The sequence below is a fragment of the Aquibacillus halophilus genome (assembly GCF_009649745.1).
Lineage (GTDB): Bacteria > Bacillota > Bacilli > Bacillales > Amphibacillaceae > Aquibacillus > Aquibacillus halophilus.
Map to the genome: position 1 here is coordinate 12,403 of NZ_WJNG01000023.1, position 15,723 is coordinate 28,125.

21 protein-coding genes and 2 pseudogenes are annotated in these 15,723 nt (G+C 35.4%); 16 read left to right on the forward strand and 7 right to left on the reverse strand.

The genetic code is table 11. The features are described from left to right. The first annotated feature begins 137 nt into the window (after nucleotides 1–137). Nucleotides 138–617 (forward strand): PH domain-containing protein, encoded by a 480-nt coding sequence (locus GH741_RS20510; RefSeq protein WP_153738626.1) that lies wholly within the window; start codon nucleotides 138–140, stop codon nucleotides 615–617. Further along, a complete protein-coding gene (locus GH741_RS20515) occupies nucleotides 610–2,034 on the forward strand; it encodes a PH domain-containing protein (RefSeq protein WP_240795580.1) in 1,425 nt (474 codons plus the stop codon). Before GH741_RS20510 ends, GH741_RS20515 begins: the two co-directional genes overlap by 8 nt. Before the next feature lie 107 nt (nucleotides 2,035–2,141). Here the strand turns inward: GH741_RS20515 and ymzB are convergent, their stop codons facing one another. Then, nucleotides 2,142–2,498, reverse strand: coding sequence for a protein YmzB (ymzB, locus tag GH741_RS20520; RefSeq protein WP_153738628.1), 357 nt, complete (start codon nucleotides 2,496–2,498; stop codon nucleotides 2,142–2,144). 174 nt (nucleotides 2,499–2,672) lie between these two features. Here ymzB and sspO point away from each other — a divergent pair, with 174 nt between their 5' ends. From sspO to clpP, 5 genes are all read left to right on the forward strand, one after another. Next, nucleotides 2,673–2,831: a small acid-soluble spore protein O gene (gene sspO, locus GH741_RS20525; RefSeq protein ID WP_153738629.1), complete on the forward strand. Its 159-nt coding sequence runs from the start codon at nucleotides 2,673–2,675 to the stop codon at nucleotides 2,829–2,831. Nucleotides 2,832–3,112: 281 nt separating this feature from the next. Continuing rightward, entirely contained in the window at nucleotides 3,113–3,250 is a 138-nt protein-coding gene (locus tag GH741_RS20530) for a hypothetical protein (protein ID WP_153738630.1), read from the forward strand. A 140-nt stretch (nucleotides 3,251–3,390) separates the two neighbouring features. Further along, nucleotides 3,391–3,945 (forward strand): hypothetical protein, encoded by a 555-nt coding sequence (locus tag GH741_RS20535; protein ID WP_153738631.1) that lies wholly within the window; start codon nucleotides 3,391–3,393, stop codon nucleotides 3,943–3,945. 196 nt (nucleotides 3,946–4,141) lie between these two features. After that, nucleotides 4,142–4,960 (forward strand): RNA polymerase sigma factor, encoded by an 819-nt coding sequence (locus GH741_RS20540; protein WP_170287677.1) that lies wholly within the window; start codon nucleotides 4,142–4,144, stop codon nucleotides 4,958–4,960. A 14-nt stretch (nucleotides 4,961–4,974) separates the two neighbouring features. Then, a complete protein-coding gene (clpP, locus tag GH741_RS20545) occupies nucleotides 4,975–5,559 on the forward strand; it encodes an ATP-dependent Clp endopeptidase proteolytic subunit ClpP (RefSeq protein ID WP_153738633.1) in 585 nt (194 codons plus the stop codon). Nucleotides 5,560–5,761: 202 nt separating this feature from the next. Here the strand turns inward: clpP and GH741_RS20550 are convergent, their stop codons facing one another. Then, complete coding sequence (locus tag GH741_RS20550; RefSeq protein ID WP_153738073.1) at nucleotides 5,762–5,869, reverse strand: YjcZ family sporulation protein; 108 nt, start codon at nucleotides 5,867–5,869, stop codon at nucleotides 5,762–5,764. 233 nt (nucleotides 5,870–6,102) lie between these two features. Between GH741_RS20550 and GH741_RS20555 the strand changes: the two genes are divergently transcribed. Further along, on the forward strand, nucleotides 6,103–6,606 hold the full coding sequence (locus GH741_RS20555; RefSeq protein WP_153738634.1) for a hypothetical protein: 504 nt from the start codon (nucleotides 6,103–6,105) through the stop codon (nucleotides 6,604–6,606). A gap of 78 nt (nucleotides 6,607–6,684) precedes the next feature. Here GH741_RS20555 and GH741_RS20560 read toward each other — a convergent pair whose 3' ends face one another. After that, a complete protein-coding gene (locus GH741_RS20560; RefSeq protein ID WP_153738635.1) occupies nucleotides 6,685–7,200 on the reverse strand; it encodes a DoxX family protein in 516 nt (171 codons plus the stop codon). 402 nt (nucleotides 7,201–7,602) lie between these two features. Here GH741_RS20560 and GH741_RS20565 point away from each other — a divergent pair, with 402 nt between their 5' ends. From GH741_RS20565 to GH741_RS20575, 3 genes are all read left to right on the forward strand, one after another. Next, complete coding sequence (locus GH741_RS20565) at nucleotides 7,603–8,514, forward strand: DMT family transporter (protein ID WP_153738636.1); 912 nt, start codon at nucleotides 7,603–7,605, stop codon at nucleotides 8,512–8,514. Nucleotides 8,515–8,581: 67 nt separating this feature from the next. Next, nucleotides 8,582–9,073 carry a GNAT family N-acetyltransferase gene (locus tag GH741_RS20570; protein ID WP_240795581.1) on the forward strand — a complete coding sequence of 164 codons (492 nt, stop codon included), beginning with the start codon at nucleotides 8,582–8,584 and terminating at the stop codon, nucleotides 9,071–9,073. 106 nt (nucleotides 9,074–9,179) lie between these two features. Further along, entirely contained in the window at nucleotides 9,180–9,713 is a 534-nt protein-coding gene (locus GH741_RS20575; RefSeq protein ID WP_153738638.1) for a flavin reductase family protein, read from the forward strand. Nucleotides 9,714–9,956: 243 nt separating this feature from the next. Here GH741_RS20575 and GH741_RS20580 read toward each other — a convergent pair whose 3' ends face one another. After that, a complete protein-coding gene (locus GH741_RS20580) occupies nucleotides 9,957–10,505 on the reverse strand; it encodes a DUF420 domain-containing protein (protein WP_170287678.1) in 549 nt (182 codons plus the stop codon). A 225-nt stretch (nucleotides 10,506–10,730) separates the two neighbouring features. On the opposite strand from GH741_RS20580, the pseudogene GH741_RS20585 reads away from it, so the two are divergent. The 4 genes and pseudogenes from GH741_RS20585 (at nucleotide 10,731) to GH741_RS22200 (ending at nucleotide 13,146) form a co-directional block, all read left to right on the forward strand. Next, nucleotides 10,731–11,317, forward strand: a pseudogene (locus GH741_RS20585) (DNA alkylation repair protein). Between the two features lie 108 nt (nucleotides 11,318–11,425). Beyond that, nucleotides 11,426–12,427: an LLM class flavin-dependent oxidoreductase gene (locus tag GH741_RS20590; protein WP_153738639.1), complete on the forward strand. Its 1,002-nt coding sequence runs from the start codon at nucleotides 11,426–11,428 to the stop codon at nucleotides 12,425–12,427. Nucleotides 12,428–12,587: 160 nt separating this feature from the next. Then, entirely contained in the window at nucleotides 12,588–12,815 is a 228-nt protein-coding gene (locus GH741_RS20595; RefSeq protein ID WP_153738640.1) for a hypothetical protein, read from the forward strand. Between the two features lie 199 nt (nucleotides 12,816–13,014). Then, nucleotides 13,015–13,146 (forward strand): hypothetical protein, encoded by a 132-nt coding sequence (locus GH741_RS22200; RefSeq protein ID WP_276608253.1) that lies wholly within the window; start codon nucleotides 13,015–13,017, stop codon nucleotides 13,144–13,146. 126 nt (nucleotides 13,147–13,272) lie between these two features. Here GH741_RS22200 and GH741_RS20600 read toward each other — a convergent pair whose 3' ends face one another. Together GH741_RS20600 and GH741_RS20605 are read right to left on the reverse strand one after the other, a co-directional pair. Further along, nucleotides 13,273–13,785 carry a DoxX family protein gene (locus GH741_RS20600; protein ID WP_153738641.1) on the reverse strand — a complete coding sequence of 171 codons (513 nt, stop codon included), beginning with the start codon at nucleotides 13,783–13,785 and terminating at the stop codon, nucleotides 13,273–13,275. Between the two features lie 401 nt (nucleotides 13,786–14,186). After that, nucleotides 14,187–14,378, reverse strand: coding sequence for a hypothetical protein (locus GH741_RS20605; RefSeq protein ID WP_205677360.1), 192 nt, complete (start codon nucleotides 14,376–14,378; stop codon nucleotides 14,187–14,189). 182 nt (nucleotides 14,379–14,560) lie between these two features. Here GH741_RS20605 and GH741_RS20610 point away from each other — a divergent pair, with 182 nt between their 5' ends. Continuing rightward, the gene (locus GH741_RS20610) at nucleotides 14,561–15,283 is read left to right on the forward strand and encodes a 3-ketoacyl-ACP reductase (RefSeq protein WP_153738643.1); all 723 of its coding nucleotides are present in this window, start codon (nucleotides 14,561–14,563) and stop codon (nucleotides 15,281–15,283) included. 239 nt (nucleotides 15,284–15,522) lie between these two features. Here GH741_RS20610 and GH741_RS21705 read toward each other — a convergent pair. After that, nucleotides 15,523–15,723, reverse strand: a pseudogene (locus tag GH741_RS21705) (Crp/Fnr family transcriptional regulator); the annotation flags it as partial.

Genomic DNA, 15,723 nt, shown 5'->3' on the forward strand with positions numbered 1-15,723 from the left:
CCAAGATAGCAAAGCAGGACAGGTGTTGTTTTTTTAAAAAAGTTAAGGTTACTTTACATTAATTGTTTAAAAATACTGCCAATAGTAAAACTTTACTCAGTAGTATATGTAGTAATAGAGAAGAAAGGATTTTGTATATGAGGCAACCGCCAAGTGAAAGAATTGCTAGAGAGGCTATCAAGGCATGGAGACTAGCCGCTTGTTTATGGAGCATTGTCCCGATAATAATAACAATTAGTTTATTTGTTTTGGCATATCTATTTGATTTTTCGTATTGGTTTGGTGTTATCTTGTTAGCAGTTAGTTTAATAGAAATTGTAATCACTATCATAATTGTTCCGAATCTCCGTTGGAAGCGATGGCGCTACCAGGTGTTTGACCAGGAAATCTATATTCAACATGGGATATTGATTGTATCTCGTACATTAGTGCCAATGATTCGTGTACAGCATGTTGATACTAAACAGGGTCCAATTTTAAAAAAATATGGACTTGCAAGCTTAACAGTTTCAACTGCAGCAACAACCCATGAAATTCCAGCTCTCTTAGAAGATGAGGCTTCTGCTTTAAGGGATCAGATTTCTGAACTAGCAAGGGTGGAGCAAGATGATGTCTAATCCAAAACGATTGCATCCGGCAGCAATGATTTTTACAGCAATTTCTTCAGTAAGACAGCTTGTATATGCCCTAGTTCCAATAATTATTCTAGCCTCGAATGATGGTGTTTTTCTTTATCTCGTTCTAGGCATTGTTGGTCTAACAATCCTATTAATAGGCCATAGCATATTATCATGGTTAAGGTTTACATATCGAGTAGAAGGCGACCAGTTGCGAATCGAACAAGGGGTTATCATTAGAAAAAATCGAACGATATCTAAAAATCGAATTCAATCGATAGATCTAACGCAAAGCGTTATTCATCGAATCTTCGGGTTAACAAAGGTACAAATTGAAACAGCAGGAAGTGATCGCAGTGTCGATGCAGCGTTGAGTGCAGTAACATTTGACGAGGGACAATATCTTCACAATGAATTAAAGCGAAAATATGAAGCAAATGAAATGGCTGAGGACTCTAGCGAACAGCTAGGTCTTGCTTCACAGTCTATTTCTTTTAAGCGATTGCTTATTGCCGGCTCAACTTCAGGAAGCTTTGGTGTAATTCTAAGTTTATTTGCGCTAGCCTTTTCTGAATTGGAAAGCTTTATTCCAGAGACTGTTTATAATCAAACGACACAGTGGCTATTTTCCCAAGGAGTAGAATTGCTAATTGGATTGGCTGTTATGCTATTCGTCCTTTTGTGGATGGTGGGTATCCTTGGAACAGTAATTAAGTATGGGAAGTTCACAATAACTAGGTATGAAGACGAATTATTTATTACGAGAGGCTTACTTGAAAAAAGACAATTGACCATTCCAATCAAACGAATTCAGGCGGTAGCAATTAAAGAAACACTAATCAGACAGCCACTTGGGTTTGCTACAGTATCGGTTGAAATTGCAGGTGGTGTCCAAGATGATAAAAAAGTTACCGACACAATTGTTTTTCCGTTATTAAAGAAGAGTGACGTTCCTTCGTTTCTGCAGGAGATTTTACCTGAGTATCAATCAATCCAAAGTAAACCCGTCCACGTACCTAAACGAGGACTGCCTTATTACTTATTAAGGACTACCATCATTCCATTAATTCCATTAGTAATCATTTGGATTAGTTTTCCGGAATGGGTGATACTACCGGCTATCGTTTTTATCCTAGCTATCTTGTTAGGAATTGCTCGTTACCGTACAACTAGTTTTCAAATGACTGAAACCCAGTTAACATTACAATTCCGTCTGTTTAGCAAAGAAACGGTGATGCTTAAATCCAGACGTATCCAATCGTTAGAAAAAAGTCAACATTTCTTACACCGGAAGCAAAATTTAGCTAAAATGAAGGTGTCTATTTTAAACAACTACGGTGGCAGACACTACTCTGTTCATGAATTAGAATTAGCGGATTTAGATGAGATTGTTGATTGGTATTCCTATCGAATATAGCTTTACTTAATTTACAAGAATTATCGTTTCCAAATAAATAATCTTTGGTAAAGTAAGAGGAAGATGGCAATAACTTAAAAGGACAGACACCTTAGGTGCCTGTCCTTTTAAGTATCCGGAGCTATCTCTATGGTATAAGTACCTCTATCAGTGATTAATGAAAACTTTGTTTCATCGTATTGGTATAGAGTTGAATCTTCGAGAGGTATTTCGTAATAGGATGACGGAAGAGGTTGAAGTTCATTTTCATCCGTTTGAATTTCTCCGGGACCTTTTAAATGTAAAGCGTGAAGGGGTTCGTAATCATCGATCCTTCTCGTGTCTCTGGAAAAAGAAAAAGAATTTAACTCCATCATGGTGCTGTCATCATCCTCAAGCTCGTGCTTTGAAATTTTTATTTTTTCTCCATTCCACTCTTGCAACAATTGATTAAATTCTTCAACCGATAAGAATTGCTGTGCCATCATAATCCCTCCTAACTTTATAGTTTCCAAACTAATAAATAATGATACGGGAAATTTAACCGCAAAAACTTTGGATACCGTTTGTTTAAAGCCCTCTGTAATTAGATATCAATTTCTTCAGGATTGGATAGTTGGGTTAAATCTGGTCAAAATAATTTTGTGGAGGTGCTCATAATGGGAAAAGATATTAAAAACAAAAAATTAAATGCTGGACCAAGCGATGAACAAGCGATTAAAGGTGAACTATCCAAGAAATTTGATCATGAATTTGCAAATGAACCACTAACAACAAACGAGAAGCACTTTAATAAAAAAACTAAAAAAAGGCAGTAATCATACAGACCGGGTGAGCAAATAAACCATCCGGTCTGTTTTTATTTGGTGTCATTAATCTTTATTAAATTACGCCCAACTAGTCTTTTTTTAGTCTAATAAATTTAATTAGTTTAAAATTATAATTGGAATATAATGTTATTATTAGTTAAGAGTTCTTAATTAGTTTATCTGAATAACAATTACATTTACTATAGTGAATTGTAGATAAACAACAAAAACTTTAGTGTAATACTTTTAAAAATTCCTTTATAGATTTATGAAGAAAAGGTGGGAATCATATGTTAATTTTTATAGCAATATGTGTCTTTATTGTTCTTATCACTTTCATTCTATCCTCTATAGATGGAAGGCTAAAGAAAACAAATGAACAAAACGAAGCAATCATTAAACTGTTAAAAAAGAAAAATGAAAAATAATGAGACATTTTAAGTTTGATTATCGAAGCTATGACAAAAAAGTTACTTTATTAATCTAAGAATAAATTGCATAGATATTCCACAAGATACCTTTGATACTTTTTCTGGATGCACCATAGAGCGGTATGGGAGGTTGCCTAATGGAATACAGAGACTATTGGAATCAAATCTCTGAAAAGACAGAGGAATTAAACTCGTTAATATCTTCGTACTGGAGTCAATACTCCAATTTAGAATCGTGGCAATTTTGGGTAGTTGTATCATTATTAGTGTTACCTCTAATCCTGCTTTGTTTTACTATAGACCAAAAAAGAATTTTCGAAATATTTTTCTTTGGTTATACTGTACATGTAATCTGGACATATGCAGACATTGTATTAGAAAGATATAGTTTTTTTATACATACCTATTTTTTGACACCTGTATTGCCATATGCATTAAATATGACTGCATCTGCACTTCCAGTAGGTTTCTTGCTTTTATACCAATATTGCACAAATAACAAGAAAAATTTTTATTTGTATACTTTGATTTTGTCTGCCATATTCGCTTTTGGGTTTGCGACCATTGAAGTCCGTTTGGGATTATTAGAATTTAATAAAGGTATGAATCAATTTTACATATTCGTAATTGATATAGTAATAGCATACATTAGTTATTGGTTTACAATGATTGTTAGAAAATTTAGGCAATAAATAGGGACAAAGGGACAGGCACCTTGTCCCGGCCACGCTTCAATTCCAAACTGTTTTAGCTATTTTACATAATAAGAATTGAAAAACTGAATACTGTGGTTTTTAATTTCCTTTGAAAAAAATATCTAATATGCGTATCTTTTTGTATTGTTTTTTCGTTTATATAAGTGAAAGGTTAAAACAGAGGAGGAAAAGCATGCGGCCGCTTCTTAAACAAACCCCTACTGATGTAAGTGTTGAATTTGAAAGGGAAGTAAATAAATACCTGCAACAATTAAAAAGGTATTGTCTATCCTTAGGAAAAACCAAATGGGATGGAGAAGACTTAATGCAAGAGACACTAATCAAGGCGTATAAAAGTTGGTTGAACAGACCAAATGAAATTACAAAAGCTTATTTGTTTCGTATTGCTTCCAACACGTGGATTGATCATTATCGGAAACGCAAACCAGAAGAGGACATGAAGCAAGATATGTCGTTATTTGAACAAGTAGTTGAGTCCAGTCAGGACAGAATTTTCCGGATTGTAGAGATTCTGCTAAAAGAACTTACACCGAAACAGCGTGTTACTTTAATTCTGGTAGATGGATTTTGTTATTCAGCAAAAGAGTCAGGGAAAATGATTGTTGAAAGTGAAGGTTCAGTGAAGGCAAGTCTACATCGTGCAAGAAAAAAGATCCAATTATCGAACGTTCAGGAAAGCGACGATTATATTCTCGGAAATGAAGAAGCAATCACTTATGTGACCGCCTTGCAAGATGGGAATTCGACTAGGATTGTCACTCTTTATCAAAAGGAAGTTAAACAACCACAGATGGCTGCAAGTGGATTTGATCAAGTTTATGATATACCAAAAGCACTAACCTCTATAGGTGGATGTGGTACTTCCTATGTAGTGGTCACTTTTCATACCAAAGATGGGAAAAAGGTGTTCGTCCCTTTTTATCAGTCTGAATTATCAACACTGTTATTGCAAGGTGAAGGGATGAAGACCCAATTGCCACTTTCGGTATAGAAAGGAGAATAGACATGTCTCAGTTTGTCCCGTATGTAGTGGAGCAGTCAAACCGTGGAGAACGGACCTATGATATATATTCACGCTTATTAAAGGATCGAATTATTATGTTGGGTAACGAAATTGATGATGCTGTTGCCAATTCTGTTGTGGCCCAGATGTTATTTTTGGCTGCAGAGGACCCCGAAAAGGATATTAACCTGTATATAAATTCACCTGGGGGCTCGATTACTTCAGGTATGGCTATTTATGATACGATGCAGTTTATTAAGCCCAATGTATCTACTATTTGTATTGGGATAGCGGCTTCGATGGGTGCTTTCTTACTTATAGCTGGAGAAAAAGGTAAACGCTTCGCTTTACCAAATGCGGAAGTAATGTTACATCAGCCATTAGGAGGAACTAGGGGCCAAGCGACCGACATTAAAATACACGCTGATCATATTCTGAAAACGAGAAAAGTGATTAATAAAATCATTTCGGAACGCACAGGTCAACCGTTGGAAAAAGTAGATAGGGATACAGATCGAGATTTTTTTCTGACAGCAATAGAAGCAAAGAATTATGGTGCAATCGATAAGGTGATGGAGAGGGTTTAATTTTAATCTTTAATATTCGACCAAATGCTGCCTTGACCCTATTATTTGGGAAATATTAAACAGCATCTTCGATAGTAATGAGAAAAAGACTGCAATCATTGTTGTAGTCTTTTTAAATTCGGCATGAGCATGACAATAACAGTGTTATCTTAAAAAAATATAGCAGTGCAAAGTCTTAGACCTTGCACTGCTATTTCAATCATTAGTAGGTCGGTGTGAAGTATCCTGAAGACCCTACAATTATCAATAGGATAAACAGAACTACAATCAAAGCGAAACCGCCGCCAGCATAGCCTGCAACTGCACTCATTCAAACACCTCCAATTATGACATAGTAAATTATATGTTAGTCATCTTTAAAACGTTTGGACTTACGCATAGAAAAAAAGAGGGAAATAAGAATATTCTATTTCAACAAATAGAGGTGAAGAGCAATCTTATAAAATTCAAGATTTATATTGTCCAAAATATTTCAATTGGGATTAAATTGGTAATTAAGGGGATTATAAACTTATTAAATTACGTAAATTAGGTGTCTTTTACATGATCTTTATCTTACTTGTTGTTGCTTTCATTTTTGCTACATGGCGTTGGGGTGACTGGAGAAATTGGAAATTATACCATTCAACCATCCTTTATTTTTTATATAATGATATGTTGTATGGTTATCTAACCAATTTTCATTACCCACTTTGGATTCATGTCCCAGTTTTTCCTTTTGATAGCTTTTCAGTTGTGAAAATACTTGCACAGATATGTTTCGCTTGTACTCCGTTAATTTATCTTGGCTGTTACCCAAAAGAGCGTAGAAACGTAATTTTGTGGATCGGATTTTGGATTATTTTGTACTCATCAATTGAGGGTGGACTACTGATAATTAGTGCTGTCCAACACTTCAATGGTTGGACTTTAACATATTCCGTATTGTTTAACATGATGATGTTCCCGATGTTACGGCTCCACTTTACACGACCGTTATTAGCCTATACATTATCAGTACCAATTACAATTACACTATTAATTATTAATAATGTTCCGGTAAGATAAATGGGTAAAGAAAAAGCACCGTAATAATACGGTGCAATTTGCAATAAATGTTTAAATTTCTTTTATATTAGTTAGTAATTAAACCTCAACGGTTGTTTTTACTTCTTCTTTTCCTAGCTTTCTAGCAACAAGACCTTTTAGGTAAGGCATTGCATATCTGTCTAATCCGAACTTCCCTGCATTTGCTCCAGCAGCTAGTAGGAATGCTGTAAGTAGAATCATTTGTCCATTAGTGCTGATTGTTCCACTGAATAAGAAAGCAAAGTTCATGGTGATCCCCATTAGTGCTGCAAAGTTGGTAAATAGACCAAAAACTAATGCGATACCTACAAGAAGTTCTCCCCACATAACAAGGAAAGTGAATAGACCGGCATTTGGTAGTGCTACTGTTTCTAAGAATGCTGCCCACCAACCTTGAACGGCTGGATGCTCGCCAGTTGCTTTTCCAATAGCTCCGTGTAAGAATCCTGTTGCATCAAATTCTCCACCAGTTATTTTTCCCCAACCACCAGTGATCCAAGCATAACCAAGATAGATACGAATAATTGCTAACACTCCAGCTACAATAGTATTTCTTCTTAATAATTCAAACATGTTCATCCACTCCCAATTATTTTTTGGTTGTTCAATATTTCACATATAGTGTTTCAATAATTCTTGTTTGTTGTCTTTCTATATTTGTATAATAACATGTTTAAAAAGTATAAAAAACACATTTGTTCAATACTTCACAATTAGGAAACAAACTTTTGACAAATTGGTGAAAAATGCTAATTCGTCTTGACGATTTTAAAAATGAAGGGAATACTTTCCTGCTAATTATTAATTTGCATATGTGTAATGGGGACATAGATGACGAGAGGCAATTATCTATCAGTCTCGGTGACCCAAGAAATTCCGACTGTACAAGCAACTATGAGTTATAATGGACTGTAGGGAAACAACACGACTAAGTCCCTCGCCTTTTAAAATCCTTTAAAAGAAGAAGGTAAATTTATGAACAATTTGTTACTAATTTTATTAAGCTTACTATGGGGTTCTGCATTTCTGTGGACAAAGCTATTGTTAGAGCAATTACATCCGATTAGCCTCGTATTTTTTAGATGTTTGTTTGGTTTGCTTTTCATTATCCCCTTTTTAATTAAGCTTAAAATATCTATAAAGCGTCCAATTACCTTTAAATTTGTTGGTGTTATGAGTTTAGGAGCGGCCATTCCATGGTTAATGGTATCATTTGCCTTACTTAGTTTACATACATCTGTAAGTGGTGTTATGAATTCATTTGCAGCTATATTTACATTTATATTAACAATACTTATTTATAGAGTAAGACCACTAGTTACCCAGATAATTAGTCTACTATTAGGATTTTTTGCAGTAATTATACTTTTCTTAGAGTCTCTATTTTCTGCCGATTTCAGTCCAATTGGTATATTGTTAATGTTATCTGTAACTCTTTGCTATGGTTCGAATTCGGTATTAACTTCAAGGTATTTTAGGAATCTGTCCCCTTTTGTACTAGGTTTTTATACCTTGTTAATAGCAGTTATTTTAAATGGTGTGGGAATGCTAATTGTTGAACCTGGAGTGGTTTTAAAAATAATTGAACCGACCATATTTTTCCCGTTACTTATCCTAGGTGGATTTAGTTCAGGACTAGGTTATGTAATTTTTTATAGACTAGTATCTTCTGGTGGTGCAGTGTTTGGTTCATTTGTTACTTTTTTAATTCCTTTTGTATCTGTTCTTTTAGGTGTACTTGTACTAAATGAACCTTTTAGCTTTACCTTTTTAATAGGATTTGTATTGGTCTTATGTAGTTTGGTATTCATGAATTGGCAAGTATTGATGAAAATAAAAGCGAATAGACTCAAAAGCATAGACAAATCAATGGAGAAGAGTTCATAAAAGCATGAGCACTTCTTTTCAATAGATTTGTAGGGATAATAATTACACTGAAAAAGGAGGTATGGCATTGGTAGAATACAAAATAAGACTAGGTACAAAAAATGACATTTCCTTCTTATGGGAGATGCTTTATCAGGCAATTTATGTTCAAGAAGGTCAAGAACGGCCGTCGCGTGAGGTTTTAAACCACCCTGTTATTAAAAAGTATCTAGATGACTGGGGCAGAAAGGGAGATAAAGCTTTTATCGCATATGATTCAGAGACAACCCCTGTTGGAGCAATCTGGATTCGTGTATTTGATGAATCTTCTCCAACCTATGGTTATATCGATTCTGAAACTCCTGTACTAAGTATGGCAATTCTACCAAATTATAGAGGTCAAGGGATTGGAACTTTACTACTGAGTACTCTATTAAATAGTACAAAAGCTACCGGTGTCAAATCACTTTCATTAAGCGTAGATCCTAGCAATCCGGCTCTTCGGTTATATAAAAAAATGGGCTTTGTCAAAGTAGGTGTAAATGGTACTTCCTGGGATATGAAGGCAACACTTACGTAACTGTTTTAGATCTAGGAGAATCTTTTGATTAATTATGCAAGCAACTTATTATTAAAATAACTTTGTCTGCGATAATATTGAAGAAATTCATTGGAGGTGTGTTTGATTGGATACAAAATCAAAATTGGATCAAGTGGAAGAGGTTTATAATAAACGACTACGTGGTGGATTTTTTATATCTACTAAGGATGAGAACAGAACTCATTTCCATAATGGTTGTTGGGTAACTCAATGTTCACATGAGCCACCACAAATGCTTGTCTGTTTCCCTAAGGAGATGGAGGGTGCAGTTATTGTCAAACGTGGAGGGAAGTTTGCACTTAGCATGACTGCTGAAGATCAGGAGTCTTTAATGGATCGGTTTTTTGCAGGAGATCAGGATATAACGTCGATGGGTGAAGATGAGTTCATTTATAAAAAAACTGGTTGTCCAATATTGAAAAACTCACAAGCATATTTCGATTGTGAGGTCGCACAGATTATAGATAACCGAGATTTCTTGATTGTTATTGGGAATGTTGTTGATGCAGAGGTTCTTCATCCAGAGAAAAATAGTCTTACTGTTAATCATTTGATGGAGCGAGAAGGTGGAGTACCAGAAAATGCGGTCGTCCCACTAGTTGGGTTTGATACTAAATGAAGTAGTCTAGAGGAAATTATTTAAATTTTGCTAAGGAGATCGTCAATCTACGGCGATTTCCTTTTTAGTTAACAAACATAAAAAATTTGGTTGGTATATTAGGTTAGGCTACGTAGAGAAGTTTTATTTATTAAATATCATAGATCACCATGGAGTTAAGTGTAACCAAAGGCTGAATCATAATTGATTTGGCCTTTGGTAATTGGTACAAAGTTATAACATTAAGAGCTACTAAACTTTACCCTAGTAATAGGGAGAAATCATCAAGTAGACGATTACACCTGTCATGCTTACATACAACCAGATAGGCATTGTCCATCTAGCAATTTTACGATGTTTGTCCACTTTCATCGCCAATCCGCGGAATAACGTTAGTAATGCCAATGGTACGATTGCAGCCGCAAGAACGATGTGAGTGATAAGAATGAAGTAGTAGACAGTTCGTAAGATCCCCTCTCCCCCATATGAGGTAGATGAAGACATAGAATGATAAGTTAAATAAGAAATTAGAAATAAAGCTGTCGTAGTGAAGGCAGCTAGGATGAAACGTTTATGCCAAGTGATGTTTTTCCGTAGAATCATAAATAGTGCTGCTAGTAAAAACACGAAAGTAAACGAGTTGAATATAGCATTAAGCAATGGCAACAGTTTGATGTCAAAGCTTGTTCCACTGTTGATTTCTGGTAGGAATAATAGGGCTACTACGATAACATTGATTGCAATTGATAGCCCAACGACCCAGGGTACATAGTTGTATTCTTTATTTATTTGCAAAATAATTCCCCATCTCATTTAGAAAAAATAATCCTAAACGATTATATCAAAAAAACACCAAATAAACTATTGTCTATTAAGGCAATCTTTTATAGAAAAAATGAGATTCGCAATATAGTATTTGAACTTTGATTGAGAAAATCCATGATCGAGGGAGCGAGAATGTTGAATAAACTAAGCTATTTACAATCATTATTTGAAGCAAATCGTAATGAGGAAAACGCTGTGCCCATGAAGAATTATATGAAAGGGAAATTCCCGTTTTTAGGTATAAAAACACCTTTAAGGGTGGAATTAATGAAGCGCTTTTTCCAAGAAAGTGCTATTTTAAACGAACCATTTCAAACTGATTTTGTTCTATCTTTATGGGAAAAAGAAGAGCGAGAGTATCATCATGCTGCACTTGATTATATCGGTAAATTTTTAAAAAACCTCGGTGCAGAAGACCTATCCCTGATGGAAAAGCTAATTATAACAAAAACATGGTGGGATACGGTCGATATGCTTGCTCAAAAACCGGTAGGAATAATCGCAAAGAAATATCCAGAAGTAATTGCTTCTACAATTGAAAACTGGGCTTATAGTGATGATCTGTGGCTTCAAAGATCGGCAATTCTTTTTCAACTAAAATACAAGACTGAGACGGATCAAGAACTCTTATATAGATATATTAACAACATGCGGGAAGTAAAGAATTTTTCATTCAAAAAGCTATTGGCTGGAGTCTAAGAGAATATTCTAAAACCAATCCAGATTCGGTTAGACAATTTATAGCGGGACATGAATTACAAAAGCTCAGTATCCGAGAAGGTAGTAAGTATTTGACCTAAGGGAAAGTATTAAACTAGGGCCTAGTTGCCAAATAAGCATTTAAGTATGGTTCCGTCATCTTAATTGATACTATAGAAATGAAGCCTCACTAAGAAAGGAAAATTTAAATGACAAATATAAATATCCCTTTGTCGGTTCTAAATCTTGCCCCTATTCGTCAAGGTCAAGGAGCTAAGGAAGCTATTGATGACATGGTGGATTTAGCGCAAGCAACTGAGAAAATGGGGTACACACGATATTGGATTGCAGAGCATCATAATACACCGACATTAGTCAGTTCAGCTACATCCATGTTGATTAAACACACCTTAGAACATACGAAACAAATACGTGTAGGGTCCGGTGGAATAATGCTACCTAACCATGCGCCTTTAGTGGTAGCTGAACAATTTGGTACGATGGCAACCATTTATCCCGACCGTTTGGATTTGGGTCTAGGCCGGGCACCTGGTACAGATATGTTGACCGCAAGTGCATTAAGAAGATCTCAAAATGATTCTGTCTATACATTTCCTGAGGATGTTCAATCCTTACTTACCTATTTCGGGCCAGAGGAGCATCAAGGTCGGATAAAGGCTCATCCAGGTATGGGCACGAATATACCAATTTATATCCTGGGTTCTTCAACGGATTCAGCTGTTTTGGCAGCCAAATTAGGTTTGCCGTATGTCTTTGCTTCTCACTTTGCACCAAAATACATGGAGGAGGCGATTTCCATTTATCGTAATCGTTTTCAGCCGTCTGAATACTTGGACTCGCCGTATATGATGGTATGCCTTAATGTGATAGCAGCTGAAAGTGATGAAGAGGCACAATTTGAATTGACAACAATGCAACAATTTTTCCTGAATGTTGTACGTGGTTCTCAAAATCCGTTAAGTCCTCCAGTTGAAAGCATGGATAAAATTTGGAGTCCGCCTGAGAAAGAAGTGGCTTCATCGATGTCTAGTGTGACGATCATGGGAGATAAGGATTCAGTGCGAAATCAGTTGACGAACTTTCAAGAAAAATATAATGTAGACGAAATTATGTCGGTATCTTATATATATGATACCGACAAGCAAAAACGATCGTATGAAATTCTAAAAGATGTTGTTGATGGAAAGTGATTTCAGGAACAAACCGTGCCAAGATAATTGGCACGGTTTGTTTATGGACAATCAAGTAGTTAGGTGAAGAGATTTCTCTTCCTATGAATTGTAAAACAGAATAAATAGTAATCAAATGTGAATTCTATTTAGATAGAATACTTTTCTAGGAGATGAAATGATGAGGTCATATCAAATTACGAACATGATTATTGATGAGGATTTTCAAAGGGAGGAATCGGTAACAGCTGATTTCACTCACAATAATCAAGATTTTAGTATTACATTTAATAAAGCTGATTTAGAAATAGTCAATGCATGGGCTTTTGAAAATGATACATCTGTTCCAGCAAATTTATCGGATGAAATAATAGAATTAATAAGAGAAGATGTAAAACTGAGGATCTAGCTAATTGGCTAGATTTTTTTGTAGTCCGTTCTTATGCGGGTACATTAACAACTTAACAATTTTTCAAGTAAATATTGAGAGGTATTTACTTTATGAGAATAATTTCCAGTAATAAATGCAGTATAAGAATAGGTTTAGTTATTCTTATATTTTATTCGTTCTGTCAGGAGTGTAATTTAATTAGAAAGGAGGGAAAGGGATGGGCAATAAGAAAAATCAAAATCAACAGGGAAATGGAGAAACAAAAGCATCATTTGATACAGAATTTGGAATTACACAAAGTAAAAAAGCTAGGAAAAAAGCGGCTAGAGAAAGAAAAAACAATAGTTAATTAGCTTAAGTTTGCAAAAATCTTGAGTGATATACAATGACTTTGAGGGGAGATTCATATTTAATATATATCTAGCCAGTATCTTATTGTCATAAATACTGGCTAGATTTATTGAGAAAAGTAAAATTATACTTCTACAACTTTTTCGATACTATTTGATTGTTTTTTGTTAATGAATGTTTTTAGGTAGGGCATTACATATCTGTCTAGACCAAATTTCCCAGCATTTGCTCCTGCAACTAGTAAAAGTACTGTTAGTAAAATCATTTGTCCGTTAGTGCTGACTGTACCGCTGAATACGAAAGCGAAATTCATGGTGATACCCATAAGTGCTGCAAAGTTAGTGAATAACCCAAGAATTAATGCAATCCCAACAAGTACTTCACCCCACATAACGAGGAAAGTGAATAGACTTGCGTTTGGTAAAGCAACGTTTTCTAAAAATGCTGCCCACCAGCTTTGGACGGCTGGATGCTCTCCAGTAGATTTTGCGATAGCGCCGTGTAAGAAGCCTGTTGCATCAAAGCTTCCACCAGTTATTTTACCCCACCCACCAGTGATCCAAGAGTAACCAAGATAAATACGAATAATTGCTAAAATACCAGCTACCACGTTATTTTTTCTTAATAATTCAGTCATGTTCATCCACTCCAATTCGGTTTTTTTATGTTCAACATTTCACATTAAGTTGTTTAAAAATGCTTACTGCTGTCTTTCTATATTTGTATAATAACATGTTTAAAAAGTATGGATAACACAATTGTTCAACACTTCACAATTAAGAAACAAAGTTTTGACAACTTAATGAACAATGATGATTTATATTGACATGTAACAAGAGGAAGATGAAGGGAATGAAAATCATGTGCAGATGTCTTTGCACAAAGTGAGCGATACAGTAAAATGATTCAAAATAATTTCTAGGGATCTATTATTGTGTTAACAGAGAAAATAACCTTTATTATATATGGTTGTACTAAAAAACTTCAAGAGCCTCATACAAACACCACTAAAAAAACGCCAATTAAATGGCGTTTTCCTTATTTATTCTTCTTATTGTTTTTGTTATCTGCATTGTTTGTGACATTTTCAACAGCGTCAGCAGTTGCATCTACAGCGCCCATTGCAGCATCTTCAGTTGTCTCTAATGCACTATGAACAGTGTGAAATGCAGCACCAGCAGTGTCTTTGATGTTTTCAGCAGTTTTATTCTTTTTGTTATTGTTTGGCATATGAATCCACCTCCTAGACAACAATAGGGTATGGATTTACGCATTATTTATACGAAGATCATCAACAAGTGATCTCTATGTTTTATTGGGGTTGGCTTACCGGCTTAACTGACCGTTTCTCTGGAATATTTCTTTTTGAAACTTTACAATTAAACTAGGAATGAATAGAAAGGGTGAGTACAATGGGGCAAGATATTAAGGGGAAAATAGCATATATTACAGGTGCAAGTAGTGGTATCGGGCGATCTACTGTTCTTGAATTAGCAAAAGAAGGAGTCAACGTCGGACTAATCGCTCGATCAGAAATTAAACTACTTGAAGTGGCAGAAGAAGCTAAGTCCCTAGGTGTGAAAGCTAGTATAGCTGTTGCAGATATTTCAAGTATGGAAGAAGTAGAGCAAGCAATTGAAACATTACAAAAGAACCTAGGCATAGCGGATATTCTTATCAATAATGCGGGTATTGGTTTGCGCGGTTCATTTTTAGAAACAGATCCAGCAGACTGGAAGCATACGTTTGAAGTTAATGTATTTGGCACATATCACGTTACTCGTGCAGTTCTTCCCCAAATGATTGCTAAAAACCAAGGTGACATAATTAACATCTCTTCTAGTAGCGGTCTGAAGGGGACGGCGGGATCCACTTCATATAGTGCGTCGAAGTTTGCTATTCAAGGGATGACTGAGGCACTTATGCAGGAAGTCCGCCGTAATAACATACGGGTGTTTACATTAAATCCAAGTCTAGTGGCTACAGAATTAGCGTTCGGGGACAAGCTTGATGAACAAGATAGGGAGAAATTTATGCAACCAGAAGATTTAGCCGAGTATATGGTGGCACAGCTCAAACTTCATCCACGTATATTCATCAAACAGTCGTTACAATGGGCAACAAATCCCTTTTAATTTTTTGAAGGGATTTACCACATATGAGAAAAGGAACAGGCTTTATCCATTCGCTATGCCTGTTCCTATTTAGGGTTAATTAAATTCTTGTGGTTAATTTTAACATCTAGCCCACTAGAGGTGATTAGAGCTTAAATCCAATGTAAAACAAAAAATGATACAGATTGTTTGAGTTGGTTTCGAGTATGTAATAGGAAAAGCTTACACCAATATTGGTGTAAGCTTTAACCATATAAGAATTAAGCCTCAATTGTTGTTTTAACTTCTTTTTTACCTAGTTTTTTAGCAAAAAGGCCTTTAAGGTAAGGCATTGCGTATCTGTCCATTCCGAACTTGCCTGCATTTGCTCCGGCTGCTAGTAAGAATACTGTAAGTAAAATCATTTGTCCGTTGGTGCTAATTGTTCCACTGAACAAGAAAGCAAAGTTCATGGTGATTCC

Excerpts from the sequence above, each read along its gene's own strand:
- GH741_RS20510 (WP_153738626.1), top strand. The coding sequence starts at position 138 with ATGAGGCAACCGCCAAGTGAAAGAATTGCTAGAGAGGCTATCAAGGCA.
- GH741_RS20515 (WP_240795580.1), top strand. The coding sequence starts at position 610 with ATGTCTAATCCAAAACGATTGCATCCGGCAGCAATGATTTTTACAGCA.
- ymzB (WP_153738628.1), bottom strand. The coding sequence starts at position 2,498 with ATGGCACAGCAATTCTTATCGGTTGAAGAATTTAATCAATTGTTGCAA.
- sspO (WP_153738629.1), top strand. The coding sequence starts at position 2,673 with ATGGGAAAAGATATTAAAAACAAAAAATTAAATGCTGGACCAAGCGAT.
- GH741_RS20530 (WP_153738630.1), top strand. The coding sequence starts at position 3,113 with ATGTTAATTTTTATAGCAATATGTGTCTTTATTGTTCTTATCACTTTC.
- GH741_RS20535 (WP_153738631.1), top strand. The coding sequence starts at position 3,391 with ATGGAATACAGAGACTATTGGAATCAAATCTCTGAAAAGACAGAGGAA.
- GH741_RS20540 (WP_170287677.1), top strand. The coding sequence starts at position 4,142 with ATGCGGCCGCTTCTTAAACAAACCCCTACTGATGTAAGTGTTGAATTT.
- clpP (WP_153738633.1), top strand. The coding sequence starts at position 4,975 with ATGTCTCAGTTTGTCCCGTATGTAGTGGAGCAGTCAAACCGTGGAGAA.
- GH741_RS20550 (WP_153738073.1), bottom strand. The coding sequence starts at position 5,869 with ATGAGTGCAGTTGCAGGCTATGCTGGCGGCGGTTTCGCTTTGATTGTA.
- GH741_RS20555 (WP_153738634.1), top strand. The coding sequence starts at position 6,103 with ATGATCTTTATCTTACTTGTTGTTGCTTTCATTTTTGCTACATGGCGT.
- GH741_RS20560 (WP_153738635.1), bottom strand. The coding sequence starts at position 7,200 with ATGTTTGAATTATTAAGAAGAAATACTATTGTAGCTGGAGTGTTAGCA.
- GH741_RS20565 (WP_153738636.1), top strand. The coding sequence starts at position 7,603 with ATGAACAATTTGTTACTAATTTTATTAAGCTTACTATGGGGTTCTGCA.
- GH741_RS20580 (WP_170287678.1), bottom strand. The coding sequence starts at position 10,505 with ATGAGATGGGGAATTATTTTGCAAATAAATAAAGAATACAACTATGTA.
- GH741_RS20590 (WP_153738639.1), top strand. The coding sequence starts at position 11,426 with ATGACAAATATAAATATCCCTTTGTCGGTTCTAAATCTTGCCCCTATT.
- GH741_RS20595 (WP_153738640.1), top strand. The coding sequence starts at position 12,588 with ATGAGGTCATATCAAATTACGAACATGATTATTGATGAGGATTTTCAA.
- GH741_RS22200 (WP_276608253.1), top strand. The coding sequence starts at position 13,015 with ATGGGCAATAAGAAAAATCAAAATCAACAGGGAAATGGAGAAACAAAA.
- GH741_RS20600 (WP_153738641.1), bottom strand. The coding sequence starts at position 13,785 with ATGACTGAATTATTAAGAAAAAATAACGTGGTAGCTGGTATTTTAGCA.
- GH741_RS20605 (WP_205677360.1), bottom strand. The coding sequence starts at position 14,378 with ATGCCAAACAATAACAAAAAGAATAAAACTGCTGAAAACATCAAAGAC.
- GH741_RS20610 (WP_153738643.1), top strand. The coding sequence starts at position 14,561 with ATGGGGCAAGATATTAAGGGGAAAATAGCATATATTACAGGTGCAAGT.